Below are 26425 nucleotides of genomic sequence, written 5' to 3' on the forward strand. Positions count from 1 at the left end.
GGATCCCGGCGTCGCCTCGACCACGTCCCCCACGTCGCCGAAGAGGCTCTCGAAGGGGTCGGCTCCTCCGCCCGAGGCCGTCGTGGCGCGTCGGGCGGGGTCGTGCTCAGGCGTGTCGGTCAGGATCGACTCGGTTCCTCGGGACGAGATCGCCGGGTGGGGAGCCGGCGGTGCGCTCGCTCTCGAGCGCGTGTTGAAGGATTATAACCGCCGCCACCTGGTCGATCACGGGCCGCTGCTTACGGGAGCCTCTGCCGGAGGAGCGCAGGGCGCTCTGCGCGGAGACCGTGGAGAGCCGCTCGTCGACCAGCCGCACCGGGATGTCCGTGGCGTCGGCGAGGCGCCGGGCGAAGCCCTCGGCGTCGTCGGTGGAGGCCGTCGCCCGGCCGGACAGGGCCAGCGGGAGGCCGACCACGAGCTCGACGCAGTCCGCCTCCGCGGCCACCTCGAGGATCCGCCGCACGTCCGCCGAGCCCGACGCGTCGCGCGGCACGGTCTCGACGGGCGTCGCGATCAGCCCGTGCGGATCCGACCGGGCGAGGCCGATGCGGGCCTTCCCCACGTCGACCGCGATCCGGGCGCCGAGGCGCATCAGGAGGCGAGCGCCTGGCGCACGGCCGCGAGCGCGTCCGCGATGGCCGAGACGTCCTGGCCGCCGCCCTGCGCGAGGTCGTCCTTGCCGCCCCCGCCGCCGCCGAGCACGGCCGCCGCGGCGCGGGCGAGCTGGCCCGCCTTCGCCCCGGCGTCGCGCGCGGCCTGGTTGGTCGCCACGATGACGGTCGGCTTGCCGCCCGCGTCGCCCGCGAGGGCGACGACGACGGGCTCGGACCCGGCGCGCTCGCGCACGAGGGTCACGAGCTGGCGCACCTCGTCGGCCGAGCGGACGCTGCCGAGCGAGTCCTGGATCAGCGTGACGGCGCCCACGCGCGCGCCCTGCTGGAGGAGGGCCGGCACGCGCTGCTGGAGCGCCTGCGCCTCGAAGTCGGCGATGCGCCGCTCCGCGGTCTTGAGGTTCTGCAGGAGGTCGGCGATGCGGTCGGGCAGCTGCTCGCGCGGCGTCTTGAGGCTCGAGGTGAGCTGCGACACGATGGCGCGCTCGACGGCGAGGTCCTGGAGCGCCTCGCGGCCCACGAGCGACTCGATGCGGCGGTTGGCGGATCCGACGGACGACTCCCCCACCACGTTGATGAGCCCGATCTGCGCGCTGGAGGACACGTGCGTGCCCGCGCAGAGCTCGCGCGACCACGGGCCGCCGATGTCGACGACGCGCACGGTGTCGCCGTACTTCTCGCCGAACAGCGCCATGGCGCCGAGCTGCTTGGCCTCGTCGAGCGGCATGACGCGCGTGACGACCTGCAGGTCGTCGCGCACGGCGCCGTTCGCGATGTCCTCGATCTCGCTGCGGGTCTCGGCGCTCAGCGCCTGGTTCCACGCGAAGTCGAGCCGCATGTAGCCCGCGCGGTTGTACGACCCGGACTGGTGCGCGTCCTGGCCGAGCACCTGGCGGAGCGCCGCGTGGACGAGGTGCGTGCCGGAGTGCGCCTGCGTGGCGCCGCGGCGCCAGTCGGCGTCGACGACGGTGGTGGCGGCGTCGCCGACGCCCACCTCGCCCGCGCGGACCTGCACGCGGTGGCTGATGAGGCCCTTCACGGGCTTCTGCACGTCGAGCACCTCGAGGTCGAAGCCGTTCCCGACGATGCTGCCCGCGTCGGCCTCCTGGCCGCCGGACTCCGCGTAGAGGCTCGTCTCGGGGAGGATGACCTCCGCGATGTCGCCCGCGACCGCGTGGTCGACGCTGTGGCCGCCCACGATGAGGCCGAGGATCGTGGTGCCGGTCTCGAGCTCGTCGTAGCCGGTGAAGCGGGTCTCGCCCGCGGCCCGGAACGCGCTGTAGACGGTGAGGTCCGCGAGGGCGGTCTTCTTGCTCTTCGCGTCCGCCTTGGCGCGCGTGCGCTGCTCCAGCATCAGCCGGTCGAACGCCTCGCGGTCGACCGTGAGGCCGTTCTCCTCCGCCATCTCGAGCGTCAGGTCGATGGGGAAGCCGAACGTGTCGTGCAGGAGGAACGCGGTGTCGCCGGCGATCCGCTCGCCGCCGGCCGCCTTCGTCTCGCCGACCGCGACGTCGAGGATGGTCGTGCCGCCGGAGAGCGTGCGGAGGAACGCCTCCTCCTCGGCGTAGGCGAGGCGGGAGATGCGGTCGAAGTCGTCGGACACCTCGGGGTACGCGGCCTTCATCGCGTCGCGCGAGGCGGGGAACAGCTCGCCGAAGGTGGCGGTGTCGACGCCCATGAGGCGCATCGCGCGCACGGTGCGGCGCATGAGGCGGCGCAGGATGTAGCCGCGGCCCTCGTTGGACGGCCGGACGCCGTCCGACATGAGCATGAGCGACGAGCGCACGTGGTCGGCGACGATGCGCATCCGGACGTCGTCCTCGTGCACGGCGCCGTAGCGGCGACCCGCGAGCTCGGACGCGCGGTCGAGGACCGGGCGCACCTGGTCGATCTCGTACATGTTCTCGACGCCCTGCTTGAGGAACGCGACGCGCTCGAGCCCCATGCCGGTGTCGATGTTCCTCTTGGGCAGGTCGCCGAGGATCTCGAAGTCGCTCTTGCTCGTGCCCGCCCCGCGCAGGTACTGCATGAAGACGAGGTTCCAGATCTCCACGTAGCGGTCGTCGTCCGTGGCCGGGCCGCCGTCCGCGCCGTAGGCCGGGCCGCGGTCGAAGAAGATCTCGGAGCAGGGGCCGGCGGGGCCGGGCTGGCCCGTGTGCCAGTAGTTCGTGTCGCGGCCGAGACCCTGGATCCGGTCGTCCGGCAGACCCGCGATGCGCTTCCACGCCTGCCGGGCCTCGTCGTCCTCGTGGTAGACGGTGACCCACAGGTCGTCGGGCGAGAAGCCCAGGCCGCCGTCGGCCTCGCTCGTGGTGAGCAGCTCCCACGCGTACGCGATCGCCTGCTCCTTGAAGTAGTCGCCGAACGAGAAGTTGCCGTTCATCTGGAAGAAGGTGCCGTGCCGCGGCGTGCGTCCGACCTCCTCGATGTCGAGGGTGCGGATGCACTTCTGGACGCTCGTGGCGCGCGGGAACGGCGCGGGCACGACGCCCGTGAGGTACGGCACGAACGGCACCATGCCGGCCACCGTGAACAGCAGCGTCGGGTCCTCGCTCACGAGCGACGCCGACGGCACGACGGTATGCCCCCGGTCGCCGAAGTACGTCAGCCAGGCGTTGCGGATGTCTGCGGTCTGCATGCGGTCTACTGCTTTCCCAGCTCGGTGATGGTGTCCTCGGCCTCGCCGACGGCGGCGCGGAGCTCGGCCTCGCGGCGGCGGTACCCGTGCTCGACGGCCTCGCCGAAGCGGCGGGCCCGGGCGTCGACGCCCTGGAACAGGCGATGCCCGGCCGGCGTGCGGTCGACCACGTGGGCGACGGCGAAGCCGATGGCGACCCCCACGGCGATGAGGACGAGGTTCTTCATGGGATTCCCCTTCCGGGAGACGTCGTGCCGGGTGCGCGGCCACGGGGGCCGAGGGCGATCCTACCGGCCGGGGTCCCGGCATCCGGCGGCGGACGGCCCGGGCCGCGGTCGCGCACGTCGTGCCGTCCCCGGGAACGCCGCGAGGCGGGCCGCCCCGGAGGGCGACCCGCCTCGCGGACGGTGGTGCGGTCGGGCTAGCGGGCCGCGTAGTACTCGACGACCAGCTGGACCTCGCAGGTCACGGGGACCTCGGCGCGCTTCGGCAGGCGCACGAGACGGGCCTGCAGCTTGTCGAGCTCGACCTCGAGGTACGAGGGGAGCTTCGGCAGCACGTCGGCGTGACCGCCGGCGGCGGCGACCTGGAAGGGCTCGGTGCCCTCGGAGCGCGGCTTGACGTGGATCATCTGGCCGGCCTTCACGCGGAAGGAGGGGCGGTCGACGATCTTGCCGTCGACCATGATGTGGCGGTGCACGACGAGCTGGCGGGCCTGCGCCGTGGTGCGCGCGAGGCCGGAGCGGACGACGAGCGCGTCGAGGCGCTGCTCGAGGATCTCGACGAGGTTCTCACCGGTCAGGCCCTGCGTGCGACGCGCCTCCTGGAAGGCGATCTTGAGCTGGGCCTCGCGGATGCCGTACTGGGCGCGCAGACGCTGCTTCTCGCGGAGGCGGACGGCGTAGTCGCTGTCCTGCTTGCGCTTGGACCGGCCGTGCTCGCCCGGCGCGTAGGGGCGCTTCTCGAGGTACTTGGCCGCCTTCGGCGTGAGCGGGATGCCCAGCGCGCGGGAGAGGCGGGTCTTGCTGCGGGTGCGTGACTTGGTGGACACGTTTTCCTTCCAGGGAGAAAGTCTCTGACTACGGGTGGTGCAGGGCGTCCGCGCACACGCATGGGCGCGCGACGATCGATCCCGCTGATGCGGGTCCTGCGGAAGTAGAGGGATTCGCCACGGGTCGTCCGGCTACAGGACGTGTCCCTTGATCATGATGTCGACGCAGCCGCACGCGACACCTGATTGAGGCGTCAGCAAGCGTAGCACGCGATCGGCGCGGATCCGGGGGCGCGCCGCGCCGGCGTCACCCGCCGCGGACGATGCGGCGCAGCTTCTCCAGCCGCGCCGACAGGTCGCGCTCATGGCCGTGCTGCGTGGGCGAGTAGTAGGTGCGGCCGACGAGCTCGTCCGGGAGGTACTGCTGGGTGACGACGCCGATGTCCGCGTCGTGCGGGTAGCGGTACCCCTTCCCGTGGCCGAGCCGCTTCGCGCCCGGGTAGTGGGCGTCGCGGAGGTGCAGGGGCACGCGGCCGAACGCGCCGGCCCGCACGTCGGCGATGGCCTGGTCGATGCCGAGGTAGGAGGCGTTCGACTTGGGCGCGGTGGCGAGGTGCACCACGGCCTGCGCCAACGGGATCCGCCCCTCCGGCATGCCGATGAGCTGCACCGCGTCGGCCGCGGCGACCGCGACCACGAGCGCCTGCGGGTCGGCGAGCCCGATGTCCTCGGACGCGGAGACGATGATCCGCCGCGCGATGAACCGCGGGTCCTCCCCCGCCTCGATCATGCGGGCCAGGTAGTGCAGGGCGGCGTCGACGTCGGACCCGCGGATCGACTTGATGAACGCGCTGATGACGTCGTAGTGCTCGTCGCCGTTGCGGTCGTAGCGGAGGAGCGCCCGGTCGACCGCGAGGGCGACCTGCTCGGTGGAGATGGGGATCGGGGCGGGATCCGCGGCGGGGACGTCGCGTCGGCCGTCCTCGTCCTCGTCGTCCTCGTCGTCCTCCTCGTCCCCGCCGCCCTCGTCCTCGCCGCCCGCCTCCGCGCGCGCCTTCGCGGTGGAGTCGGCCTGCGCGGAGACCGCCGCGGCCTCGAGCGCCGTCAGGGCGCGCCGGGCGTCGCCGGAGGCCAGCCGGATGATCATGGCGCGGGCGTCGTCGTCGAGCGAGAACCGCCCGCCGAGGCCGCGCGCGTCCGACACCGCACGGTCGACGAGCACGCCGAGGTCGTCGTCGTCGAGCTGCTCGAGGGTCAGCAGCAGGCTGCGCGAGAGCAGCGGCGAGATGACGGAGAAGGAGGGGTTCTCCGTGGTGGCGGCGATGAGGATCACCCAGCCGTTCTCCACGCCCGGCAGCAGCGCGTCCTGCTGGGCCTTGGTGAAGCGGTGGATCTCGTCGAGGAACAGCACCGTGGAGACGCCGAAGAGGTCCCGGTCGCTGAGCGCCTTCTCCATCACCTGGCGCACGTCCCGGACGCCCGCCGTCACCGCGGACAGCTCGACGAAGCGGCGGCTCGACCCGTGCGCGATCGCCTGCGCGAGCGTCGTCTTGCCGGTGCCGGGCGGGCCCCACAGGATGATCGAGACCGAGCCCTGCTCCCCCGCGACGTCCGAGGCGAGGCTCACGAGCGGCGATCCGGGGGTGAGGAGGTGGCGCTGGCCGGTGACCTCGTCGAGGCTCCGGGGACGCATCCGGACGGCCAGGGGCGTGGCCCCCGAGCGGAGGCCCGGTCGCGTGTCGGTCATGACCTCGATGGTAGGCGCGACCGGCTAGTGTTCCCGTACCGCCGACTCGGGCGGCATCGACCGGAGGACGCCGTGGCCCCCAGGAACGACCGTGCAGCCCGCGAGGCGCAGGCCCGGCTCCGCCGCTACGCGGCCCGCCAGGAGCTGCACGAGAGCGGCGTCCGCCGCCGTCGCCGCGACGACGTGGTCGCGGTCGTCGGCGTGATCCTCGTGGCCGCCCTCGCGGTCGGCGCGCAGCTCGCCTACGAGTCCGGACCCGGTGCCCCCGACCCCGCACCGTCGTCGTCGACCCCCGCGTCGCCCGACGATCCCGCGCCCACGACGCCCGATGCCACGCCGGCGCCGGACGCCACCCCGGTCCCGGACGCCACCCCCGCTCCCTGAGGCGACGACCCGCACGCGGTCCTCACGTGCGCCTGCGAGCCGAGGCCGTTCGGCGTCGTCCCGCGCCGACGCGCCCCGCGCTGGGGCATGATCGACAGGTCAGTCCGCCGTCGCACGCGGCGAACCCCCGGGATGCCCGTGCTCTAGGCTGACGTGCACGTCTCCGCACCGGTCCGGCCGGTCCTACGAACAAGGTGGAATCCGTGGCAGACAACGATCAGACCCCCTGGGGCCGCGTCGACGAGACGGGCACCGTCTTCCTCCGCGAGGGCGACGGCGAGCGCGTCGTGGGCCAGTACCCCGACGGGACCCCCGAGGAGGCGCTGGCCTACTTCCAGCGCAAGTTCACCGACCTCGCGGGCCAGGTCACGCTCCTGGAGCAGCGCGCCAAGCGCGGCGCCCCCGCCGCGGACGTCTCGAAGGCGGTCGCGCACCTCATCGAGGCGGTCGACGGCGCCAACGCCGTCGGCGACCTGCAGGCCCTGCGGGCCCGGCTCGACGTCCTCGCCGCCACCGTCGGCGAGCTCACGGAGAAGCAGGGCGAGGAGCAGCGCCAGGTCGTCCAGGCCGCCGTCGCCGAGCGCACCGCCATCGTCGAGGAGACCGAGCGCCTCGCGCAGCAGGACTTCTCGAAGGTGCAGTGGAAGCAGCTCACGGCCGAGGTCGACGGGCTGTTCGCGCGCTGGCAGCAGCACCAGCAGACGGGGCCGCGCCTGCCGAAGAACGACGCGAACGAGCTGTGGAAGCGCTTCCGCACCGCGCGATCCACCATCGACACCGAGCGCAAGGCGTTCTTCGCCGAGCTCGACAACGCCCACAAGGACGCCCGCTCGAAGAAGCAGGCCATCGTCGAGCAGGCGCGCGCCCTCGAGTCGCAGGGCGTCGGCGGCATCCCCGCCTACCGCCGCCTCCTCGACGAGTGGAAGCTCGCCGGCCGCGCCGGCAAGCGCTACGACGATGCGCTCTGGGCGCAGTTCAAGGCCGCGGGAGACGTGCTGTACGGCGCCAAGGCCGAGGTCGACGCGGCGGATGACGAGGAGCAGCAGGCCAACCTGCAGGCGAAGCTCGCCCTCCTCGACGAGGCCGAGCCCATCCTGCGGATCACGGAGCGCACCGCCGCGCGCGACAAGCTCACGGCCGTCCAGCTCCGGTGGGACGCCGTCGGACGGGTGCCTCGCGACAGCGTCAAGACCGTCGAGGACCGCCTCCGCAAGGTGGAGGCCCACGTCCGCACGCTCGACGAGGAGTTCTGGCGCAAGAACAACCCCGAGACGAAGGCCCGCTCGGAGGGCCTCGCCTCGCAGCTCGGCGCCGCGATCGACAAGCTCCAGCGCGAGCTCGACGCCGCGAAGGCCGAGGGCGACGCCCGCCGCATCGCCGAGGCCGAGGAGGCGCTCGCCGCCCGCCGCGTGTGGCTGGACGCGCTGGGCTCCTAGCCCTCCTCCTCCGCACCGCCACGACGGGCCGGGATCCTCCACAGGATCCCGGCCCGTCGTCCGTCCGGGGGCGGCGCCTGGCATGGTGCGCCGCATGTCCCCGCGCCTCGCCCCCGTCCTGTCCGTCCTCGACCTCCCCCTCGCCGAGCTCTGCTCCGCCCGTCTCGACGGCGAGGTCTACGAGGTCGACGCCTGCTACTCCCCCGTGGACGAGCTCGCGTCCCCCTGGCTCCGCGCGGCCGCGCTGGCCGCCCAGGTCCCGTCCCGCCTCATCGCCGAGCGCCTGACCGCGGCGTGGGTGCACGGCGCCACGCGCCTGCCCCCTCGGACGCACGAGTACTGCGTCGACGCGGTGGCGCGGTGCCATCCGCCGGAGCTGCGCAACGTCCGCATCCGCGAGGTCGTCCTCGACGAGCGCGATGCCGTGGTCATGGCGGGCCTCCGCGTCACCACGCCGGTGCGCACCCTGTGCGACATCGCGCGCACCGTGGCGGACTTCACCCCGCGGCACGAGAGCGCGTGCCGCGGCCTGCTCGCGCTCCCCGACGTCACGGTGCCCGCCGCCCGCGCGCACCTGGAGGCCTCGGGGGCCCTGCCCGACAAGCGCCGTGCGCTGGCGCGTCTCGCGACGCTCGCCGAGGATGCGGTCTCAGACGCACCGGCCGCGGACGCCGGCACCGCCGCTCGGATCAGCCGCCGTTGACCCGGTACACGTCGTACACGGCGTCGATCCGCCGCACGGCGTTGAGGACGCGGTCGAGGTGCGTCACGTCGCCCATCTCGAACACGAACCGGCTGATGGCCAACCGGTTCGAGGACGTGGAGACGGACGCGGACAGGATGTTCACGTGGTGCTCCGAGAGCACGCGCGTCACGTCGCTGAGCAGCCCGGAGCGATCGAGCGCCTCCACCTGGATGTGCACGAGGAACAGGCTCTTCGACGAGGGGGCCCACTCCACCTCGATCATGCGCTCGGGCTCGGAGCGCAGCGAGCCCACGTTGTGGCAGGACGCCTGGTGCACCGAGACGCCGGCACCCCGGGTCACGAAGCCGATGATCTCGTCCCCCGGGACGGGCGTGCAGCACTTGGCGAGCTTCACGAGGATGTCCGGGGCGCCGCGCACGAGCACGCCGGAGTCGCTGTTGCGCGACACCCGGGAGCGCTGCGTGACGGCGAAGACCTCCTCCGCCTCCCCGCCGCTGTCGCCCTGGATCGAGGCGAGCACCTTCTCGATCACGGACTGGGTGGACACGTGGCCCTCGCCGACGGCCGCGTAGAGCGCGGCGACGTCGTCGAACTTCATGCTCTGGGCCACGTCCGAGAACGCGTCCTGGTTCATGAGCTTCTGGAGCGGGAGGTTCTGCTTGCGCATGGCGCGGGCGATGGCGTCCTTGCCCTGCTCGATGGCCTCCTCGCGGCGCTCCTTGGTGAACCACTGCTTGATCTTGTTGCGGGCGCGGGCGCTCTTCACGAACGCGAGCCAGTCCTTGCTGGGACCGCTGTCCGGGTTCTTCGACGTGAAGACCTCGACGACGTCGCCGGTGGTCAGCGGGTTCTCGAGGGGCACGAGCCGCCCGTTGACCTTCGCGCCCATCGTGCGGTGGCCGACGTCCGTGTGCACGGCGTAAGCGAAGTCCACGGGCGTGCCGCCGGCGGGGAGCCCGATCACCTTCCCGTGCGGCGTGAAGACGTAGACCTCCTTCGCGCCGATCTCGAAGCGCAGGCTGTCGAGGAACTCCCCGGGGTCGGCGGTCTCGGACTGCCAGTCGGAGATGTGCGCGAGCCAGGCGAGGTCGGTGTCCCCCTGAGGCGACACCTCCGTCGTGCGGCCGCCGTTCATGCGCTCCTTGTACTTCCAATGCGCGGCGACGCCGAACTCGGCGCGCTGGTGCATCTCGTGCGTGCGGATCTGGATCTCGACGGGCCGCCCCTTCGGACCGATCACCGTCGTGTGGAGCGACTGGTAGAGGTTGAACTTCGGGGTGGCGATGTAGTCCTTGAACCGGCCGGGCACCGGGGTCCAGCGCGCGTGGATGGCTCCCAGCACCGCGTAGCAGTCGCGCAGGGAGTCCACCAGCACGCGGATGCCGACCAGGTCGTAGATCTCGTCGAACTCGCGCCCGCGCACGACCATCTTCTGGTAGATCGAGTAGTACTGCTTCGGCCGGCCGGCGACCTTGCCGCGGATGCGCGCGGATCGGAGGTCGTCGTTGACGCTGTCGATCACCTGCTGCACGAACTCCTCGCGCTGCGGCGTGCGCTGCTTCACGAGGTTCTCGATCTCGACGTAGATCTTCGGATAGAGCACCGCGAACGAGAGGTCCTCGAGCTCCCATTTGATGGTCTGGATGCCGAGACGGTGCGCCAGCGGCGCGTAGATCTCAAGCGTCTCCTTGGCCTTCCGCTCGGCGGACGCCGACTCGACGAAGCCCCACGTGCGCGCGTTGTGCAGCCGGTCCGCCAGCTTCACCACGAGCACCCGGATGTCCTTCGACATCGCCACGACCATCTTGCGCACGGTCTCGGCCTGCGCGCTGTCGCCGTACTTGAGCTTGTCGAGCTTCGTGACGCCGTCGACCAGCATGGCGATCTCGTCGCCGAAGTCGTGACGGAGCATGTCGAGCGTGTACTCGGTGTCCTCGACCGTGTCGTGCAGGAGCGCGGCCGCGAGCGTCTTGGGGCCGATGCCGAGGTCGGCGAGGATCTGCGCCACGGCCACCGGATGGGTGATGTACGGCTCGCCGCTCTTGCGCTTCTGGCCCTCGTGCGCGCGCTCCGCGACGGCGTAGGCCCGCTCGATCAGGCCCATGTCGGCCTTCGGGTGGTGCAGCCGCGCGGTGCGGATGAGCTGCTCGACGGCGCCGGCCGGCTGCGCCCGCGAGAACAGGCGGGGCACGAGGCGCCGGAGGGAAGCCGTGCTCGAGGTCGTCTCCGTCATCGTCCAGCCTCCCAGCCGTCTGCTGGTGACCAAATTATCACCGCGGCAGACCGCCCCCGACCACTGCTCCGGCCGGACGGACGCGGATCAGGCCACGCGGCCGGGAGCCCCGTCGTCCGTCACGACGTCACCGCCCATCTCGGACCACGCCTGCATGCCGCCGGTGACGTTGGACGCCGCGAAGCCCCCGCGCAGCAGGGCCTGCGCGGCGAGGGACGACCGGTGCCCGGAGCGGCAGACCACGGCGATGTGCTCGTCGGCCGGCAGCTCGTCGACCCGCGCCTGGAGCTCGCCCATGGGGATGTGGTGCGCCACCGCGGAATGACCGGCCGCCCACTCGTCGTCCTCGCGCACGTCGAGGAGCCAGGACTCCCCGGTCGTCGTGCGGGCCTTGGCCGTGGCGGCGTCGATGTCCTCGGGGACGCCCGCTCCGTGTGCGCTGCTCATGCCTCCACCGTAGCCGCGGCACGCTCGGCCTGGGCACGGCTGGCGGCCGCGGCGGCGCGCGCGTCGCCCTTCTTGACCTTCGGCTCGTTCTCGCGGAGGTGCGCGTAGAGCGGAGCCGCCAGGAAGATCGTGGAGTACGTGCCGACGATGATGCCGATGAAGAGCGACAGCGCGATGTCGCGCAGGGTGCCCGCGCCCAGCACCACGGCCCCGATGAAGAGGATGGAGCCGACCGGCAGGATCGCGACGATGGACGTGTTGATGGAGCGCACGAGCGTCTGGTTGACGGCGAGGTTCACCGACTGGCCGAACGTGCGCCGGGACTCCTGCCCGTCCTCGGCGGTGTTCTCGCGGATCTTGTCGAAGACCACGACCGTGTCGTACAGCGAGTAGCCGAGGATCGTGAGGAAGCCGATGACCGCGGCGGGCGTGACCTCGAATCCGGTGATGCCGTAGATGCCGGCCGTGAGCACGAGGTCGTGGAGCAGGGCGACGATGGCCGCGACGGACATCTTCCAGGTGCGGAAGTACACCGACATGACGAGCGCGGCCAGCGCGAGGAACACCACGAGCCCCCACAGCGCCTGGCGGGTGATGTCCTGGCCCCAGGACGGGCCGATGAACGACTCGGTGACGCTCGACGCCTCGACGCCGTACGCCGTGGCGAGGGCTTGGCGGACGGCGGTGCTGTCCGCGGGCTCGAGCTGGTCGGTCTGGACGCGCACGCCGTCGGACCCGACGCTCGAGACGCGGGCCGGGACGGGCGTCACGGTGGCCACCGCGTCGCTCGCGATGTCCTGCGACTGCGAGGACGCCCCGCTCACCGTGAACTCGGATCCGCCCGTGAACTCGATGCCGAAGGTGAACCCGCCGCGGACCAGCGGCCCGAGGATCGAGATGAGGATGCACACGGCGGCGATGCCGTACCAGAGCTTGCGGCGCCCGACGATGTCGAACGAGCGCTTGCCCGTGTAGAGGTCGTTGCCGAACTCGGAGAAGCCAGCCATCAGTCGTCCCTGCTCGTGTCGTCGGAGCGCGGCGCGTCGATCGTCGCGGTCGAGGTGGTGCCTGTGGGGGCGCCCTGCGCGGCCTTGCGCTCGGCGATGGTCTGCCGGCGCGCCGCCTCCTTCGCCGCGGCGGTGCCACGGCCCGTCGGGGCGGTCGGCGTGCGGAAGGTCGCGCGGCCGCGGTAGACCGCCCCGAGCGCCCGCGGGTCGAGCCCGCTCATGCGGTGGCCCTCGGCGAAGAAGCGGCGCTCCGCGAGCAGCTGCAGGATCGGGTGGGTGAAGAGCGACACGACGATGAGGTCGATGATCGTCGTGAGCCCGAGCGTGAGCGCGAAGCCCTTCACGTTGCCGACCGCGAGGATGAAGAGCACCGCGGCGGCGAGGAAGTTGACCGTGTCGGACGCGATGATCGTGCGCAGCGCGCGCTTCCAGCCCTGCTCGACCGACGAGACCAGGCCGCGGCCGTCGCGGAGCTCGTCCTTGATGCGTTCGAAGTACACGATGAACGAGTCCGCCGTGATGCCGATGGCCACGATGAGCCCCGCCACCCCGGCGAGCGAGAGCCGGTACCCCTCCCGCCAGCTCAGGAGCGTGATGAGCAGGTACGTGATGACGGCGGCGATGGCGAGCGAGGCCACCGTCACCATGCCGAGCGCCCGGTACTGCACGAGCGAGTAGAGCACCACGAGCACGAGGCCGATGAGTCCCGCGATGAGGCCGCTGGTGAGCTGCGAGGATCCGAGCGTCGCGGAGATGACGTCGGAGCTCTGCAGCGTGAAGCTCAGCGGCAGGGCGCCGAACTTGAGCTGGTCGGCCAGCGCCTTGGCGCTGTCCTGCGTGAAGTTGCCCGTGATGGACGGCTTGCCGTTGGTGACGACGCCCTGCGTGACGGGCGCCGAGATGACCTCGTTGTCGAGGACGAAGGCGAACTGGTTGCGCGGGGACTCGAGGGTGATGAGCCGGGTCGACATGTCGCCGAACTGCTTCGTGCCGTCGCCGTCGAAGACGAGGTTGACGGACCACGTGCCCGTGCTGACGCCCTGGCTGGACTGCTGCAGGCCGCTCGTGGCGTCGGAGATGGTGCTGCCGTCGACCTCGACCGGGCCGAGCACGTACTTGGCCGCCCCGTCGTCGGAGCAGGCGATGATCGCGCGGTCGGCGGGTGCCGCCTGGCCGTCGCTCTCGGGCGCGGTGGCGCAGTCGTAGGCGGCGAACTGGGCCTGGAGCCGCGGGGTGACCCAGGAGACGTCGCTGGGGCCGGTGGGCTCCGCGGTCGGCTCGTCGGAGAGCGTGGCGGGATCGGGCGTGGCCTCGGCGGCCGGCGTCTCGGCCGCGGGGGTCGACCCGTCGGTGGGGGCCGGCGCGGATCCGTCCGTCGGGGTCGGCGTGGGCGTCGCGCCGACGGAGGAGGTGCCGGGTGCTCCGACGAGGACGGGACGGAGCTCGAGCTTCGCGGAGGACTGCAGGCGCTGCATCGTGGCGGCGTCCGGCTCGCCCGGGAGGCTCACGACGATGTTGCTGCCGCCCTGCGTCGTGATCTCCGCCTCGGAGACGCCGCTGGCGTCGACGCGCTGGCGGATGATCGACACCGCCTGGGCGAGCTGCTCGCTCGTGGGACCGGAGGACGCGCCGTCCAGCTGGGGCGCCAGGATGATCTGCGTCCCGCCCTCGAGGTCGAGCGCGAGCTTCGGGGTCCACGACCCGTTGCTGAAGGCCACGCTCGCGGCGTTGCCGCCGGCGAGGAGGCCGATGATCACGAGCAGCCAGACGAGCTTGCGCCGGGCCTTGCGTACCGGTGTGGGCGACTTGGCCACCTGGACACTCGACTTTCTCCGCGGGACGGCCGCCGCGGCGTCGCGGTCCCGGATGGGTGGGGGAGCTGGCCCGGGCGCGATCCCGCCCGGGTGCGGCGGGCGGGATCGGCCGCCCGCCCGGTGGATCAGGGGCGCGCGGTGGGCGCGTCGCCGTCGTCGTGGCGACGGCCGGCGTCCGTGCTGCCGGCCTCGTCGACGACGTCGGTGGCCGGGGCGTCGTCCACGAGCTCGCTGGCGTCGTCCGCGACCGCGACGGTCGGCTCGACGACCCGGGCGATGGTCTGGCGGTGCAGCTTCAGGACCGTGCCGGGCGAGACCTCGAGGTACGCGAGGTTGTTCTCCTCGTCGAAGGAGACCAGCGTCCCGTAGATGCCGGAGGCCGTCATGACCTCGGCGCCGGGCACCATCTGCGTCTGCAGCGCGGCCAGGTCCTTCTGGCGCTTCCGGCTGTTGCGGAACATGAAGAAGATGAGCAGCGCCAGGACGGCGAACATGATCAGGGTGAACGGGTCCATGCGGGACGGGCCTTTCAGGAGCTGGGGGTGTACGGACACGACGAACCGGCGACGTTCCGCGGGAGGCCAGCTTGAATCATAGGCCATCGCCGAAGAGCGGCTCCTCGACTCCCGAGGTCGTCGCCCCCGGTCCGGGGGCGCCCGGCAGGCCGCGCGCCACGGGCCCCTCGAGCCCGAAGTGCCGCCAGGCGGCGGGCGTCGCTACGCGGCCGCGCGGGGTGCGCGTGACCAGCCCGATGCGCACGAGGAACGGCTCGACGACCGACTCGATCGTCTCCGCCTCCTCCCCCACGGACACGGCGAGGGTGTTGAGGCCCACGGGCCCGCCGTCGAAGCGCGTGAGGATGCCGCGCATGACCGCGCGGTCGAGCCGGTCGAGGCCGAGCGGATCCACGTCGTACAGGTCGAGGGCCGCGCGGACCGAGGCCACGTCGGCCTCCGTGCCGTGCACGAGCGCGTAGTCCCGCACCCGGCGCAGCAGGCGGTTGGCGATGCGGGGCGTGCCGCGGCAGCGCCCGGCGATCTCCGCCACGGCCTCGTGCTCGATCTCGAGGTGCAGCATCCCGGCGGCGCGCTCGATGACCTGCTCCAGCTCGTGCGTCTCGTAGAACTCCAGGTGCGCGGTGAATCCGAAGCGGTCGCGGAGCGGGCTCGGCAGCATCCCGGAGCGCGTGGTGGCGCCCACGAGCGTGAACGGGGCGAGCTCGAGCGGGATGGAGGTCGCGCCGGCGCCCTTGCCCACCATGATGTCGATGCGGAAGTCCTCCATCGCCAGGTAGAGCATCTCCTCGGCGGAGCGCGCCATGCGGTGGATCTCGTCGACGAAGAGGATCTCCCCCGGCACGAGCGCGGACAGCACCGCCGCGAGGTCGCCCGCGTGCTGGATGGCCGGACCGCTCGTGAGGCGCAGCGGGCGACGGCTCTCCTCGGCGACGATCATCGCGAGCGTCGTCTTGCCGAGCCCGGGAGGACCGGCCAGCAGGATGTGGTCGGGCGACCGGTTCTGCATCGCGGCGGCCGTGAGCAGCAGCTCCAGCTGCCCGCGCACCTTGACCTGCCCGACGAACTCGGAAAGCGACCGCGGACGCAGCGCGCCCTCGAAGGCGAGCTCGGCCTCCGACTCGGGCACGGGGCTCGAGACCTCGCCCGGGTCGAGCGCGCTCACCGGTCGACCGCCGCACCGGCCGCGGCGGCGCCCGGCGCCTGCTGCGGGCCGAGCATCCCGAGCGCGACGCGGAGGAGGCGCGGCATGTCGGCGGAGGCGCCCTGCTCCTCGGCGGCGGCGACCGCGTCGTCGACGGCCGTGCGGGCGACGCGCTCGGACCAGCCGAGGCCCACGAGCGCGGTGAGGACGTCCGCGGTGACGGAGGACGGCGCGGACGCCGCGGAGCGCGACCGCGCCTGCGTGACCACGAGCTTGCCCGCCAGCTGCAGCACGATGAGCTTGGCGGTCTTGGGTCCGATGCCGGAGACGCGGCGGAAGGCGGCGTCGTCCTCGACGGCGATCGCCCGCGCCATGGCCTCGGGATCCAGGTGCTCGAGCACCGCGAGGGCCGACTTCGGGCCGACGCCGGTGACGCCGCAGAGCAGCTCGAAGGCGCGGAGCTCGTCCGGTCCGGGGAAGCCGAAGAGGGTGAGCGAGTCCTCGCGGACGACGAGCGACGTGAGCACGGTGGCCTCGGATCCGTGCCGCAGCTCGAGCGCGTGCCGCGGCGTCACCTGGACGCCGTAGCCCACCCCGTGGACCTCCAGCAGGAGGGTCTGACCGGAGACGGACAGCACGGTGCCGCGGAGGGAGGAGATCACGCCCACAACCCTACGAGCTAGCGCCGACCCCGCTGCGCACGCTCGGCGGCGAGCCACGCCGCCTGGGCCGCGGTGGGGCCCGAGGCTCCGGGGACGGCGGGCGCCGCGGCGCGGGAGGCGGGTGCGGGAGTCCCCGCGATGCCCGCACGCGAGAGGCCCGCCCGCCAGCCGGCGCAGATGGCGAGCGCCAGGGCGTCCGACGCGTCGGCGGGCGTCGGCAGCTCGTCGAGGCCGAGGATGCGCGCGACCATGGTCGCGACCTGCTTCTTGTCGGCCTGCCCGTAGCCCGTGACCGCGGCCTTGACCTCGCTCGGCGTGTGCATCGCGACGTCCAGTCCGCGGCGGGCCGCACCGGCCAGGGCGACGCCCGTGATCTGCGCGACGCCCATCACGGTGGACAGGTTGTCCTGCGCGAACACGCGCTCGATGGCGACGACGGCGGGCCCGTGGCGCGCCACGAGCTCGTCGATGCCGTCCCCGACGGCGAGCAGCCGGTGGTGCAGCTCGTCGGTCGGGCTGGTCCGCACGACCTGCACGTCGACGATGCGCGCCGAGCGGTCCGCGAACACGTCGACCACGCCCACGCCGCAGCGCGTCAGGCCGGGGTCGATCCCGAGGATCCGCACGTGCGGCCCGACGCCCCCCGTGCCGCTCCCCCGCGCCCCGGCGATGGGGGCCTACTCCTCGTCGTCGTCGTCGAGCGCGGCCTGCACGTCGGCGGGCACGTCGCTGTTGATGTAGATGTTCTGGACGTCGTCCAGGTCCTCCATGGCGTCGACGAGCTTGTTGACCTTGCGCGCGGTCTCGAGGTCGACCTCGACCTTCACCTGCGGCACGAACTCCACGTCGGCGGAGTCGTAGTCGATGCCGGCCGCCTGGAGAGCCTGGCGCACGGCGACCATGTCGGACGGCTCGCACTGGATCTCGAACACCTCGCCGTGGTCGGTGACGTCCTCGGCGCCCGCGTCGAGGACGGCCGCGAGCACGTCGTCCTCGGTGGGGGTCTCCGCGTGCGGCACCGCGAGGACGCCCTTGCGGTGGAAGTTGTAGGCGACGCTGCCCGGGTCGGCCATGGTGCCGCCGTTGCGGCTCATCGCCGTGCGGACCTCGGCGGCGGCGCGGTTCTTGTTGTCCGTGAGGCACTCCACGAGCATCGCGACGCCGTTGGCGGCGTACCCCTCGTACATGATCGTCTGGTAGTCGACGACCTCGCCGAGGAGGCCGGCGCCGCGCTTGACGGCGCGGTCGATGTTGTCGTTCGGGACGCTGGTCTTCTTGGCCTTCTGCACCGCGTCGACGAGCGTCGGGTTGCCGGACATGTCGGCGCCGCCGATCTTAGCCGCGACCTCGATGTTCTTGATCAGCTTCGCGAACGACTTGGCGCGACGCGAGTCGATGATCGCCTTCTTGTGCTTCGTGGTCGCCCACTTGGAATGTCCGGACACGGGTGGTTCTCCTTACGCGGCGTCTGCTCGCTGTCAATGATGGACCATCGGGCGGCCGCGCCGAGGACCTGAGGAGGTCAGAGGGTGCGGCCGGACTCCTCGACCATGTCGAGGAAGAGGCGGTGGAAGCGGAGGTCGCCCGTGACCTCCGGGTGGAACGAGGTGCCGAGCAGCGCGCCCTGCCGCACGGCGACCACGCGGCCGTCGTCGAGCGACGCGAGCGCCGACGCGGCCGGGCCGACCGACGCCACCACGGGCGCGCGGATGAAGACGGCGTGCACGGGCGGGTCCCCCAGGGCGGGCACGTCGAGGTCGACCTCGAACGACGCCGTCTGGGATCCGAACGCGTTGCGCCGCACGGAGACGTCGAGGCCGCCGATGCTCCGCTGGTCGTGGATAGCGTCGACGATCTCGTCGGCCAGCATGATGAGGCCCGCGCACGTGCCGTACACGGGCAGGCCGTCGTCGATCGCCGCGCGGAGCGGATCCGCGATCCCGAACTGCCGCGACAGCTTGTCCATCACGGTCGACTCGCCGCCCGGGATCACCAGGCCGTTCAGCCCCGGCAGGTCCTTCGGCTGGCGGACGCGCCGCGTCCGTGCGCCGAACCCCTCGAGCACGCGCACGTGCTCGCGGACGTCGCCCTGCAGCGCGAGGACGCCGACGAGCGGGCCGTCGCCGAGAGGCGCCGCCGTGCTACCAGCCACGCTCGGCGAGGCGGTGCGGCGCGGGGACGTCGGCGACGTTGATGCCGACCATGGCCTCGCCCAGCCCGCGGGACGCCTGGGCGATCGCGTCGGGGTCCTGGTACAGCGCGGTGGCCGTGACGACGGCCTTCGCGCGGGCGACCGGGTTGCCGGACTTGAAGATGCCGGATCCGACGAACACGCCGTCGGCGCCGAGCTGCATCATCATCGCCGCGTCCGCCGGGGTGGCCACGCCGCCCGCGGTGAAGAGCACGACGGGGAGCTGGCCGGTCTGCGCGACCTCGAGCACGAGGTCGTACGGCGCCTGCAGCTCCTTGGCGGCGACGTAGATCTCGTCGTGCGTGAGGGCGCTGAGCGCGCGGATCTCGGACTTGATGGTGCGGATGTGCTTGGTGGCCTCGGAGACGTCGCCCGTGCCGGCCTCGCCCTTGGAGCGGATCATGGCCGCGCCCTCGGTGATGCGTCGGAGCGCCTCGCCGAGCGTGGTGGCCCCGCAGACGAAGGGGACGGTGAAGCCCCACTTGTCGATGTGGTTCACGTAGTCGGCGGGGCTCAGCACCTCGGACTCGTCGATGTAGTCGACCTCGAGGGACTGCAGGACCTGCGCCTCGACGAAGTGGCCGATGCGGGCCTTCGCCATGACGGGGATGGAGACCTCGGCCTTGATCTGGTCGATGAGGTCGGGATCGCTCATGCGGGCGACGCCGCCCTGCGAGCGGATGTCGGCGGGCACGCGCTCGAGCGCCATGACGGCGACCGCTCCCGCGTCCTCCGCGATGCGCGCCTGCTCGGCGTTGACGACGTCCATGATGACGCCGCCCTTGAGCATCTCCGCGAGTCCGCGCTTGACGCGGCTCGAGCCGACCTGTCCGGGGGTGTTGGTGTCAGTCATTGTGATCCCTATCCTATTCGCCCGCAGGGGCGGGCCAGGCTGCGGCGATGGATGCGCGCACGTCGCCCAGCAGCTGCGGCAGCGCCTTGGTCTTGGCGATGATCGGCAGGAAGTTCGCGTCCTGCCCCCATCGCGGCACGATGTGCTGGTGCAGGTGCTCGGCGATGCCGGCGCCCGCGACCTGCCCCTGGTTCATGCCGATGTTGTAGCCGTCGTTCCGCGACACCTCGCGCACGACCCGCATCGCGGTCTGCGTGAGCGACCCGATCTCGGCGACCTCCTCGGGGCTCGCGAGGTCGTACGTCGCGATGTGGCGGTACGGGCAGACGAGCAGGTGCCCGCTGTTGTACGGGAAGAGGTTCAGCAGCACGAAGGCGTGCTCGCCGCGCGCCACGATGAGCGCGTCCTCGTCCGACATCGACGGGGCGATGCAGAACGGGCACTCGTCCCGGTCCGGCTGCTGCCCCTTCTGGATGTAGACCATGCGGTGCGGTGTCCACAGCCGCTGGAACTCGTCCGGCACGCCGGCGAGGTGGCCCGGGTCGTCGACGCGGGCGCCGGTGGACTCGTCCTCTCCCCCGGACTCGTGGTCCGACAGGGTCAGACGGGCCATGCCGTCACCACCTGCTCGCGCCGGGCGATGGCGCCCGTGATCCGCTCCACGGCCTCGTCCACCGGCACGCCGTTGACCTGGGTGCCGTCGCGGAACCGGAAGCTCACGGATCCCGCGGCCCGGTCGTCCTCGCCCGCGATCAGCTGGTACGGCACGCGGAGCTTGGTGTGCGTGCGGATCTTCTTGGGCATGCGGTCGTCCGAGGTGTCGAGCTGCGTGCGCACGCCCGCCGCACGGAGCCGGTCGAGGACGCCGCCGAGGTACTCCTCGTAGTCCTCGGCCACCGGGATCCCGACGACCTGGACGGGCGACAGCCACACGGGGAACGCGCCCGCGTAGTGCTCGGTGAGGACGCCGAAGAAGCGCTCGATGGACCCGAACAGCGCGCGGTGGATCATGACCGGCTGCTTGCGCGTGCCGTCGTTCGCCGTGTACTCGAGGCCGAAGCGCTCGGGCAGGTTGAAGTCGAGCTGGATCGTGGACATCTGCCACGTGCGCCCGATGGCGTCGCGCGCCTGCACGGAGATCTTGGGGCCGTAGAACGCGGCGCCCGCGGGGTCCGGCACGAGCTCGAGGCCCGTGTCGACGGCGACCTGACGCAGCGTCTCGGTCGCCTCCTCCCACACCTCGTCGGATCCGACGAACTTCTCCGGGTCCTTCGTGGACAGCTCGAGGTAGAAATCGTCGAGGCCGTAGTCGCGCAGCAGCGACAGCACGAACTCGAGCGTCCCCTTCAGCTCGTCGGCCATGCGCTCGCGCGTCGTGAAGATGTGCGCGTCGTCCTGCGTCATGCCGCGCACGCGGGTGAGGCCGTGGATCACGCCGGACTTCTCGTTGCGGTAGACCGTGCCGAACTCGAACAGGCGCAGCGGCAGCTCGCGGTACGAGCGCTGGCGCGACCGGTAGATGAGCACGTGCATGGGGCAGTTCATGGGCTTCAGGTAGTAGTCCGCGCCCTGCCGGGTGATCTCGCCCTCGTCGTTCCGCGCCTCGTCGAGGTGCATGGCGGGGAACATGCCGTCCTTGTAGAAGTCGAGGTGACCGCTCGTCTCGAACAGGTTCGACTTCGTGATGTGCGGCGAGTAGACGAACTCGTAGCCGGCCGTCTCGTGGCGGCGGCGCGAGTAGTCCTCCATCTCGCGGCGGATGATGCCGCCCTTGGGGTGGAAGACCGCGAGGCCGGAGCCGATCTCGTCGGGGAAGGAGAAGAGGTCGAGCTCGGCGCCGAGGCGGCGGTGGTCGCGCTTGAGCGCCTCCTCGATGCGGCCCTGGTAGGCGCGCAGCTCGTCCTTGGTGGGCCAGGCGGTGCCGTAGATGCGCTGCAGCTGCGGGTTCTTCTCGGAGCCGCGCCAGTAGGCGGCGGCGACGCGGGACAGCGCCCAGCCGTTGCCGACCATGCGCGTGCTCGGCAGGTGCGGGCCGCGGCAGAGGTCGCGCCAGAAGACCTCGCCGGTCTTGCCGTCGACGTTCTCGTAGACCGTGAGCTCGGCGCCGCCGACCTCGACGGACTCGCCGTCCTCGCCCAGCTCCTCGCTGGATCCGCCCTTGAGGCCGATGAGCTCGAGCTTGTAGGGCTCCGCGGCCATGAGCTCGCGGGCCTCCTCCTCGGAGACGACGCGACGCGTGAAGCGCTGGCCCTGGCGGACGATGCGTTCCATGTTCTTGGAGATGGCCTTCAGGTCCTCGGGCGTGAAGGGCTCCGCGACGTCGAAGTCGAAGTAGAAGCCGTCGGTGACGGGCGGCCCGATGCCGAGCTTCGCCTCCGGGTTGATCTGCTGCACCGCCTGGGCCATGACGTGGGCGGCCGAGTGCCGGAGGATCGCGAGGCCGTCGGGCGAGTCGATGCGGACGGGCTCGACGACGTCGCCGGGGGCGACCGGGGCCGCGAGGTCCTTCAGCTCTCCGCCGATGCGCATGGCGACGACGGCGCGATCGCTGAAGAGCGTGAACCCGGTGCCCGCCTCCGTGGCCTCGACCGGCTGCGCGGTGGTCTCCGCGGGCGCGGCCTCGTCGTGGATCTCGGGCTGGGCGGCGTCTACCACGGGGGCTCCTTGCGGGACGGGGAGGGAACCGACCCAGACTACCGGCGCGCGGGAGGGCCTCCTCGACGGGAGGGCGGCGGTCGCGGCGCGGGGCTGACGGAGAGCGCCGCGCACGGCCGGATCGGGCGGCGGGAGCGGGTGCCCGGGAAAAGCAGAAGGCCCCGGTCTCCCGGGGCCTTCTGGATGGTGAGCGATACTGGGATCGAACCAGCGACCTCTTCCGTGTCAGGGAAGCGCGCTACCGCTGCGCCAATCGCTCATGCTCTTGCTCGAGGTGGGGACGGGATTTGAACCCGCGTGGACGGCTTTGCAGGCCGCTGCCTCGCCTCTCGGCCACCCCACCACCGGTGGTTCCCACCTTGTGAAAGGGGACCCCTCTCGGGGCCCCTGTTCGAGCGGATGACGAGATTCGAACTCGCGACCCTCACCTTGGCAAGGTGATGCGCTACCACTGCGCCACATCCGCATTCCACACGCTGTCCGCCGGCTTCCCGGCGTCCCTGCGTGCTCGATGACTCTAGCCGATCTCCTGGCGCGGGTGCAAAACGACGCCCGCCCGAACGCTCCCCGGGACGCGTCCACCCGCCCGTTGCCCCGTGTTCACGCGGATCGGGTGGACGAGCGCGCCGGACCACCCCGGGCGTGTCGCGCGGCCTCCCGCCCTCGACGGGCCGGCGACGTCCGACGTGACCGCGACCGCCCCCGCGGTATGGCATCATGGATCCGCACCGTCCGCGGTGCGAGCACGGGCGATTGGCGCAGTTGGTAGCGCGCTTCCTTCACACGGAAGAGGTCATCGGTTCGAGTCCGGTATCGCCCACCGAGCACCACTCCCCCTCCGCCGCACGGCGGGCAGCCCGCGGCATCGCCGCGACGCCATCCGGGCAGCGCCATCGTCACTGCAGCAGCGCCCGCGCCGTCCCCTCGTCGAGCACGATGTCGGTCACGAGCCCCGCGGCCAGCGCCCCGCGCACGCTCCGCGCCTTGGACGCCCCCGCCACCACGCACACGCGCCGCGGCGCGCGGCGGATCGTGGCGAGGTCCGGGCCGCTGGCCCGCGCGTTGATCGCGATGTCGGCCGAGGACCCGTCCTCGCGGAAGAAGACGGTCGACACGTCGCCCACGACGCCGTCCGCGTCGAGCGCGCGCTGGTCGGACCGCTCGAGGTACCCGCCCGAGTAGACGTGGCTCGGCACGAGGGCGACCGGGGATCCGACGCCGAAGAGCACCATGTCCATGCGCTCCTGGAGCTCGAGCACCCGCTTCGTGCTCCGCTCCCGCCAGAGGGCGAGCTTCGTGGCCGGGTCGTCGAAGAACGCCGGCACGGGGAACTGCTGCACGGTCGCGCCGTAGGCCTTGCCGAACCGGCGGAGGATCTCGCTCGCGTACATGATCCCGGTGGTGCGCACGTTGCCCGCCCCGTTGAGCTGCACGACGAGGGTGTTGTGCGTGGGCTTCGGCACGAGGTAGCGGCTGACGGCGCTGACCGTGGACCCCCACGCGACACCCACCACCATGTTCGAGTCGACGTACTGGGTGAGCATCCGTGCAGCCGAGAGGGCCACGCGGTCGACCCGGTCGACGTCGCTCGTCTGGTCGGGCACCGGCACCACGTGGGCGACGACGCCGTAGCGGTCGTGCAGCTGCTCCCCGAGCACGGTCGCGAGGTCGAGCGGCGAGCGGATCTGGATGTCCACGAGGCCCGACTCCCGGGCGAAGGCGAGCAGCCGGGACACGGAGGAGCGGCTCGTGCCGAGCTCCCGGGCGATGGCCTCCATCGTCAGGTCCTGCATGTAGTAGAGGTGCGCCGCGCGGAGGGCGTCCTGGGTGCGCTCGTGCGCGATGCCGTCGACCATCCGACGATGCTTGCACATCCGTGCACGGGCTTCGCGGGATCCGTTCGCGGGCGGATGATGGAGGCATCAGCACGCGCACCACGCACGCATCAGGACAACAGGAAGAAGCCTCCTCGTGACCACGTCGAAGAAGACCGACCTGCGGGACAACGTCGCCCGCATCCACGACCGCCCGAGCGCGCAGGTGCTCGTCATCGGCGGTGGCATCAACGGCATCGCGACGTTCCGCGACCTGGCGCTCCAGGGCGTCGACGTCGTCCTCGTCGAGCGCGCCGACTACGGCTCCGGCGCCTCGGCCGCCAGCTCGCACATGATCCACGGCGGCATCCGCTACCTCGAGAACGGCGAGTTCCGCCTCGTGCGCGAGTCCGTCGAGGAGCGCAACGGCCTCATCCGCATCGCGCCCCACTACGTGAAGCCGCTGCAGACCACGATGCCGATCTTCTCCACGTTCTCCGGCATCCTCAACGCGCCGCTGCGCATGCTCACGCACAAGCAGCGCAGCACCAAGGAGCGCGGCGCGCTCCTCATCAGCGTCGGCATGACGCTGTACGACTCCTTCTCCCGTGACGGCGGCTCGGTCCCGCGCCACCGCTTCCGCGTCGGCAAGGCCGCCCGCGAGGACATGCCCGCCCTCAACAAGGACGTCAAGTTCACCGGCACCTACTACGACGCCTCCGTGCACGAGCCCGAGCGCCTCGCGCTCGACGTGCTGAAGGACGGCCTCGCCGCGGGCGACCACGCGCGCAGCGCGAACTACCTCGAGGCCGTGGGCGTCGAGGACGGCGGCGTGAAGCTGCGCGACGTGATCTCGGGCACCGAGTTCGTGGTGACGGCCGACGTCGTCGTGAACGCGTCCGGTCCTTGGACCGACCTCACGAACGACGCCATGGGCGGCGACACCAAGTTCATGGGCGGCACCAAGGGCTCGCACATCGTCGTCGACAACGCCGAGCTGCTCGAGGCCACCAAGGGCCGCGAGATCTTCTTCGAGAACAACGACGGCCGCATCGTCCTCATCTACCCGCTCAAGGGCCGCGTCCTCATCGGCACGACCGACATCGACGCCGACCCGCGGGAGCCCGCCGTCTGCACCGAGGAGGAGGTCGACTACTTCTTCGACCTCGTCAAGCACGTCTTCCCGCAGATCGAGCTGAGCCGCGACCACATCGTGTACCGCTACTCGGGCATCCGCCCGCTGCCGCGCCACGAGGACACGGCGCCCGGCTTCGTGTCGCGCGACTACCGCATCGTCGAGACCGAGATCGCCGGGCTCCCGGACGCGAAGGTGCTGAGCCTGGTGGGCGGCAAGTGGACCACCTTCCGCGCGCTGTCCGCGCACCTCTCGACCGAGGCCACCACGCGCCTCGGCGTCGAGCGCTCGGTCGACACGACGGGCATGCCCATCGGCGGCGGCAAGGACTTCCCGTCCTCCAGCACCGCCCGCGCCCGTTGGATCGCCACGCAGGCGGCCCGCGCGGAGGGCATCGGCACCGAGCAGGTCGACCGCCTGCTCAACCGCTACGGCACGCGCGCCACGAGCGTGATCGACGTGCTGTCCGGCCAGCCCTCGACGCCGCTCGCGACCGACCCGCAGCTGACCCGCGCCGAGATCGCGTACTTCGCCACGCACGAGGACGCGGTGCACCTCTCCGACGTCGTCCTGCGGCGCACGAACCTCGCGTTCGTCGGCGGCGTGACGCACGAGATGCTGGCGGAGATCGCGGACGTGCTGCAGGAGGCGCTCGGCTGGAGCGACGACGAGCGCGACGCCGAGATCCAGGACACCGTCGACGTGCTGAGCACGTACCACGGGGTCGACGTGGGCGCGACGAAGGTGTCCGCGGACGCGACCGTCACGGAGTTCGCGAACTAGCACGACGCGCTAGCGGAGCGGATCCGCAGCCGGGGGCCGGTCGCCGAGGGGCGACCGGCCCCTGCGTCGTGGGGGCGTGCGTCCCGATCGCGCCGCGCCGCTGTCAGCCGGCGGGTCTAGGTTCGGGCCATGACCCATCCCCGGCTCGACCCGATCCCGCTCACGACGCTCCAGGGCGAGCAGACCACCTTCGGCGCGTACGCCGACAAGGTGGTGCTCGTCGTCAACGTCGCCTCCCGCTGCGGCCTCGCGCCGCAGTACGAGAAGCTCGAGCAGCTGCAGCGCACGTACGGGGAGCGCGGCTTCACGGTCATCGGCTTCCCCAGCAACCAGTTCCTGCAGGAGCTCGGATCCTCGGAGGCCATCGACGAGTACTGCTCCACCACGTGGGGCGTCACCTTCCCGATGATGGAGAAGGTCAAGGTCAACGGGCGCTCGGCCCACCCCGTCTACGCGGAGCTGACGCAGGCGCCCGATGCGGAGGGCAAGGCCGGACGCGTGAAGTGGAACTTCGAGAAGTTCGTCGTCACGCCCTCCGGCGCCGTGCATCGCTTCCGGCCGACGGTGGAGCCGGACGCCCCCGAGATCGTCTCGCTCATCGAGGCGGAGCTGCCCGGCTGAGCCGCCTGTCGCGCACGGTCGGCCCGTGGCGCCCGGCG

The 26425-nt window shown here is 71.9% G+C and carries 24 protein-coding genes and 4 tRNA genes; 6 read left to right on the top strand and 22 right to left on the bottom strand.

Annotation, left to right across the window (positions count from 1 at the left end; genetic code table 11):
* Positions 1-106: 106 nt before the first annotated feature.
* The 5 genes from ruvX to FGG90_RS05270 form a co-directional block, all read right to left on the bottom strand.
* Positions 107-592 carry a Holliday junction resolvase RuvX gene (ruvX, locus tag FGG90_RS05250; protein ID WP_094129616.1) on the bottom strand — a complete coding sequence of 162 codons (486 nt, stop codon included), beginning with the start codon at positions 590-592 and terminating at the stop codon, positions 107-109.
* A complete protein-coding gene (gene alaS / locus FGG90_RS05255) occupies positions 592-3249 on the bottom strand; it encodes an alanine--tRNA ligase (RefSeq protein ID WP_094129613.1) in 2658 nt (885 codons plus the stop codon). The genes ruvX and alaS overlap by 1 nt, the downstream gene beginning before the upstream one ends.
* Positions 3250-3254: 5 nt before the next feature.
* Positions 3255-3476 (bottom strand): hypothetical protein, encoded by a 222-nt coding sequence (locus FGG90_RS05260; protein WP_094129610.1) that lies wholly within the window; start codon positions 3474-3476, stop codon positions 3255-3257.
* 194 nt (positions 3477-3670) lie between these two features.
* The gene (gene rpsD, locus FGG90_RS05265; protein WP_012038492.1) at positions 3671-4300 is read right to left on the bottom strand and encodes a 30S ribosomal protein S4; all 630 of its coding nucleotides are present in this window, start codon (positions 4298-4300) and stop codon (positions 3671-3673) included.
* 247 nt (positions 4301-4547) lie between these two features.
* On the bottom strand, positions 4548-5987 hold the full coding sequence (locus tag FGG90_RS05270) for a replication-associated recombination protein A (protein ID WP_094129607.1): 1440 nt from the start codon (positions 5985-5987) through the stop codon (positions 4548-4550).
* 72 nt (positions 5988-6059) lie between these two features.
* On the opposite strand from FGG90_RS05270, the gene FGG90_RS05275 reads away from it, so the two are divergent.
* The 3 genes from FGG90_RS05275 to FGG90_RS05285 all read left to right on the top strand — a co-directional run bounded on the left by FGG90_RS05275 (position 6060) and on the right by FGG90_RS05285 (position 8510).
* On the top strand, positions 6060-6371 hold the full coding sequence (locus FGG90_RS05275) for a hypothetical protein (RefSeq protein ID WP_094129604.1): 312 nt from the start codon (positions 6060-6062) through the stop codon (positions 6369-6371).
* A gap of 203 nt (positions 6372-6574) precedes the next feature.
* Positions 6575-7807, top strand: a complete 1233-nt coding sequence (locus FGG90_RS05280; RefSeq protein ID WP_094131488.1) for a DUF349 domain-containing protein — start codon at positions 6575-6577, stop codon at positions 7805-7807.
* A 94-nt stretch (positions 7808-7901) separates the two neighbouring features.
* Positions 7902-8510 (top strand): type IV toxin-antitoxin system AbiEi family antitoxin, encoded by a 609-nt coding sequence (locus FGG90_RS05285; RefSeq protein ID WP_237583523.1) that lies wholly within the window; start codon positions 7902-7904, stop codon positions 8508-8510.
* On the opposite strand, the gene FGG90_RS05290 is transcribed toward FGG90_RS05285, so the two are convergent.
* The 16 genes from FGG90_RS05290 to FGG90_RS05365 form a co-directional block, all read right to left on the bottom strand.
* Entirely contained in the window at positions 8497-10746 is a 2250-nt protein-coding gene (locus FGG90_RS05290) for a RelA/SpoT family protein (protein WP_094129601.1), read from the bottom strand. The genes FGG90_RS05285 and FGG90_RS05290 overlap by 14 nt on opposite strands.
* 87 nt (positions 10747-10833) lie before the next feature.
* Entirely contained in the window at positions 10834-11193 is a 360-nt protein-coding gene (locus FGG90_RS05295) for a rhodanese-like domain-containing protein (protein WP_094129598.1), read from the bottom strand.
* The gene (gene secF, locus FGG90_RS05300; RefSeq protein WP_094129595.1) at positions 11190-12200 is read right to left on the bottom strand and encodes a protein translocase subunit SecF; all 1011 of its coding nucleotides are present in this window, start codon (positions 12198-12200) and stop codon (positions 11190-11192) included. Before secF ends, FGG90_RS05295 begins: the two co-directional genes overlap by 4 nt.
* Positions 12200-14014 (bottom strand): protein translocase subunit SecD, encoded by a 1815-nt coding sequence (gene secD, locus FGG90_RS05305; protein WP_094129592.1) that lies wholly within the window; start codon positions 14012-14014, stop codon positions 12200-12202. Before secD ends, secF begins: the two co-directional genes overlap by 1 nt.
* Positions 14015-14139: 125 nt before the next feature.
* Complete coding sequence (gene yajC, locus FGG90_RS05310; protein WP_237583524.1) at positions 14140-14529, bottom strand: preprotein translocase subunit YajC; 390 nt, start codon at positions 14527-14529, stop codon at positions 14140-14142.
* 76 nt (positions 14530-14605) lie between these two features.
* A complete protein-coding gene (gene ruvB / locus FGG90_RS05315) occupies positions 14606-15694 on the bottom strand; it encodes a Holliday junction branch migration DNA helicase RuvB (RefSeq protein WP_094129589.1) in 1089 nt (362 codons plus the stop codon).
* The gene (gene ruvA, locus FGG90_RS05320; RefSeq protein WP_094131487.1) at positions 15691-16335 is read right to left on the bottom strand and encodes a Holliday junction branch migration protein RuvA; all 645 of its coding nucleotides are present in this window, start codon (positions 16333-16335) and stop codon (positions 15691-15693) included. Before ruvA ends, ruvB begins: the two co-directional genes overlap by 4 nt.
* A gap of 17 nt (positions 16336-16352) precedes the next feature.
* Positions 16353-16961, bottom strand: coding sequence for a crossover junction endodeoxyribonuclease RuvC (ruvC, locus tag FGG90_RS05325; protein ID WP_094129586.1), 609 nt, complete (start codon positions 16959-16961; stop codon positions 16353-16355).
* 51 nt (positions 16962-17012) lie between these two features.
* Positions 17013-17780 carry a YebC/PmpR family DNA-binding transcriptional regulator gene (locus FGG90_RS05330; protein WP_094129583.1) on the bottom strand — a complete coding sequence of 256 codons (768 nt, stop codon included), beginning with the start codon at positions 17778-17780 and terminating at the stop codon, positions 17013-17015.
* Positions 17781-17857: 77 nt separating this feature from the next.
* Positions 17858-18487: a pyridoxal 5'-phosphate synthase glutaminase subunit PdxT gene (gene pdxT / locus FGG90_RS05335; protein ID WP_094129580.1), complete on the bottom strand. Its 630-nt coding sequence runs from the start codon at positions 18485-18487 to the stop codon at positions 17858-17860.
* Positions 18477-19379 carry a pyridoxal 5'-phosphate synthase lyase subunit PdxS gene (pdxS, locus tag FGG90_RS05340; protein WP_063071158.1) on the bottom strand — a complete coding sequence of 301 codons (903 nt, stop codon included), beginning with the start codon at positions 19377-19379 and terminating at the stop codon, positions 18477-18479. The genes pdxT and pdxS overlap by 11 nt, the downstream gene beginning before the upstream one ends.
* Positions 19380-19392: 13 nt before the next feature.
* Positions 19393-19992: an HIT family protein gene (locus tag FGG90_RS05345; protein WP_237583525.1), complete on the bottom strand. Its 600-nt coding sequence runs from the start codon at positions 19990-19992 to the stop codon at positions 19393-19395.
* Positions 19980-22034 (bottom strand): threonine--tRNA ligase, encoded by a 2055-nt coding sequence (gene thrS / locus FGG90_RS05350; RefSeq protein WP_094129577.1) that lies wholly within the window; start codon positions 22032-22034, stop codon positions 19980-19982. The genes FGG90_RS05345 and thrS overlap by 13 nt, the downstream gene beginning before the upstream one ends.
* 184 nt (positions 22035-22218) lie before the next feature.
* Positions 22219-22293, bottom strand: a tRNA-Val gene (locus tag FGG90_RS05355).
* A 13-nt stretch (positions 22294-22306) separates the two neighbouring features.
* Positions 22307-22377 (bottom strand) — tRNA-Cys (locus tag FGG90_RS05360).
* A 51-nt stretch (positions 22378-22428) separates the two neighbouring features.
* Positions 22429-22500: transfer RNA gene (locus FGG90_RS05365), tRNA-Gly, on the bottom strand.
* A 281-nt stretch (positions 22501-22781) separates the two neighbouring features.
* Here FGG90_RS05365 and FGG90_RS05370 point away from each other — a divergent pair.
* A tRNA-Val gene (locus FGG90_RS05370) sits at positions 22782-22854 on the top strand.
* Between the two features lie 76 nt (positions 22855-22930).
* Here the strand turns inward: FGG90_RS05370 and FGG90_RS05375 are convergent.
* A complete protein-coding gene (locus FGG90_RS05375) occupies positions 22931-23890 on the bottom strand; it encodes a sugar-binding transcriptional regulator (protein ID WP_094129574.1) in 960 nt (319 codons plus the stop codon).
* Between the two features lie 115 nt (positions 23891-24005).
* Between FGG90_RS05375 and FGG90_RS05380 the strand changes: the two genes are divergently transcribed.
* On the top strand, positions 24006-25766 hold the full coding sequence (locus tag FGG90_RS05380) for a glycerol-3-phosphate dehydrogenase/oxidase (protein ID WP_094129571.1): 1761 nt from the start codon (positions 24006-24008) through the stop codon (positions 25764-25766).
* A 129-nt stretch (positions 25767-25895) separates the two neighbouring features.
* On the top strand, positions 25896-26387 hold the full coding sequence (locus FGG90_RS05385) for a glutathione peroxidase (RefSeq protein ID WP_094129568.1): 492 nt from the start codon (positions 25896-25898) through the stop codon (positions 26385-26387).
* Positions 26388-26425: the final 38 nt, after the last annotated feature.

The sequence above is a fragment of the Clavibacter michiganensis subsp. tessellarius genome, assembly GCF_021922985.1.
Taxonomy (GTDB): domain Bacteria; phylum Actinomycetota; class Actinomycetes; order Actinomycetales; family Microbacteriaceae; genus Clavibacter; species Clavibacter tessellarius.

Bases quoted from the DNA above. Each gene is read 5' to 3' on its own strand.
- FGG90_RS05260 (WP_094129610.1), bottom strand. From the start codon at position 3,476: ATGAAGAACCTCGTCCTCATCGCCGTGGGGGTCGCCATCGGCTTCGCC.
- FGG90_RS05270 (WP_094129607.1), bottom strand. From the start codon at position 5,987: ATGACCGACACGCGACCGGGCCTCCGCTCGGGGGCCACGCCCCTGGCC.
- yajC (WP_237583524.1), bottom strand. From the start codon at position 14,529: ATGGACCCGTTCACCCTGATCATGTTCGCCGTCCTGGCGCTGCTCATC.
- ruvX (WP_094129616.1), bottom strand. From the start codon at position 592: ATGCGCCTCGGCGCCCGGATCGCGGTCGACGTGGGGAAGGCCCGCATC.
- FGG90_RS05295 (WP_094129598.1), bottom strand. From the start codon at position 11,193: ATGAGCAGCGCACACGGAGCGGGCGTCCCCGAGGACATCGACGCCGCC.
- pdxS (WP_063071158.1), bottom strand. From the start codon at position 19,379: ATGACTGACACCAACACCCCCGGACAGGTCGGCTCGAGCCGCGTCAAG.
- FGG90_RS05345 (WP_237583525.1), bottom strand. From the start codon at position 19,992: ATGGCCCGTCTGACCCTGTCGGACCACGAGTCCGGGGGAGAGGACGAG.
- secF (WP_094129595.1), bottom strand. From the start codon at position 12,200: ATGGCTGGCTTCTCCGAGTTCGGCAACGACCTCTACACGGGCAAGCGC.
- alaS (WP_094129613.1), bottom strand. From the start codon at position 3,249: ATGCAGACCGCAGACATCCGCAACGCCTGGCTGACGTACTTCGGCGAC.
- FGG90_RS05285 (WP_237583523.1), top strand. From the start codon at position 7,902: ATGTCCCCGCGCCTCGCCCCCGTCCTGTCCGTCCTCGACCTCCCCCTC.
- FGG90_RS05290 (WP_094129601.1), bottom strand. From the start codon at position 10,746: ATGACGGAGACGACCTCGAGCACGGCTTCCCTCCGGCGCCTCGTGCCC.
- FGG90_RS05375 (WP_094129574.1), bottom strand. From the start codon at position 23,890: ATGGTCGACGGCATCGCGCACGAGCGCACCCAGGACGCCCTCCGCGCG.
- FGG90_RS05385 (WP_094129568.1), top strand. From the start codon at position 25,896: ATGACCCATCCCCGGCTCGACCCGATCCCGCTCACGACGCTCCAGGGC.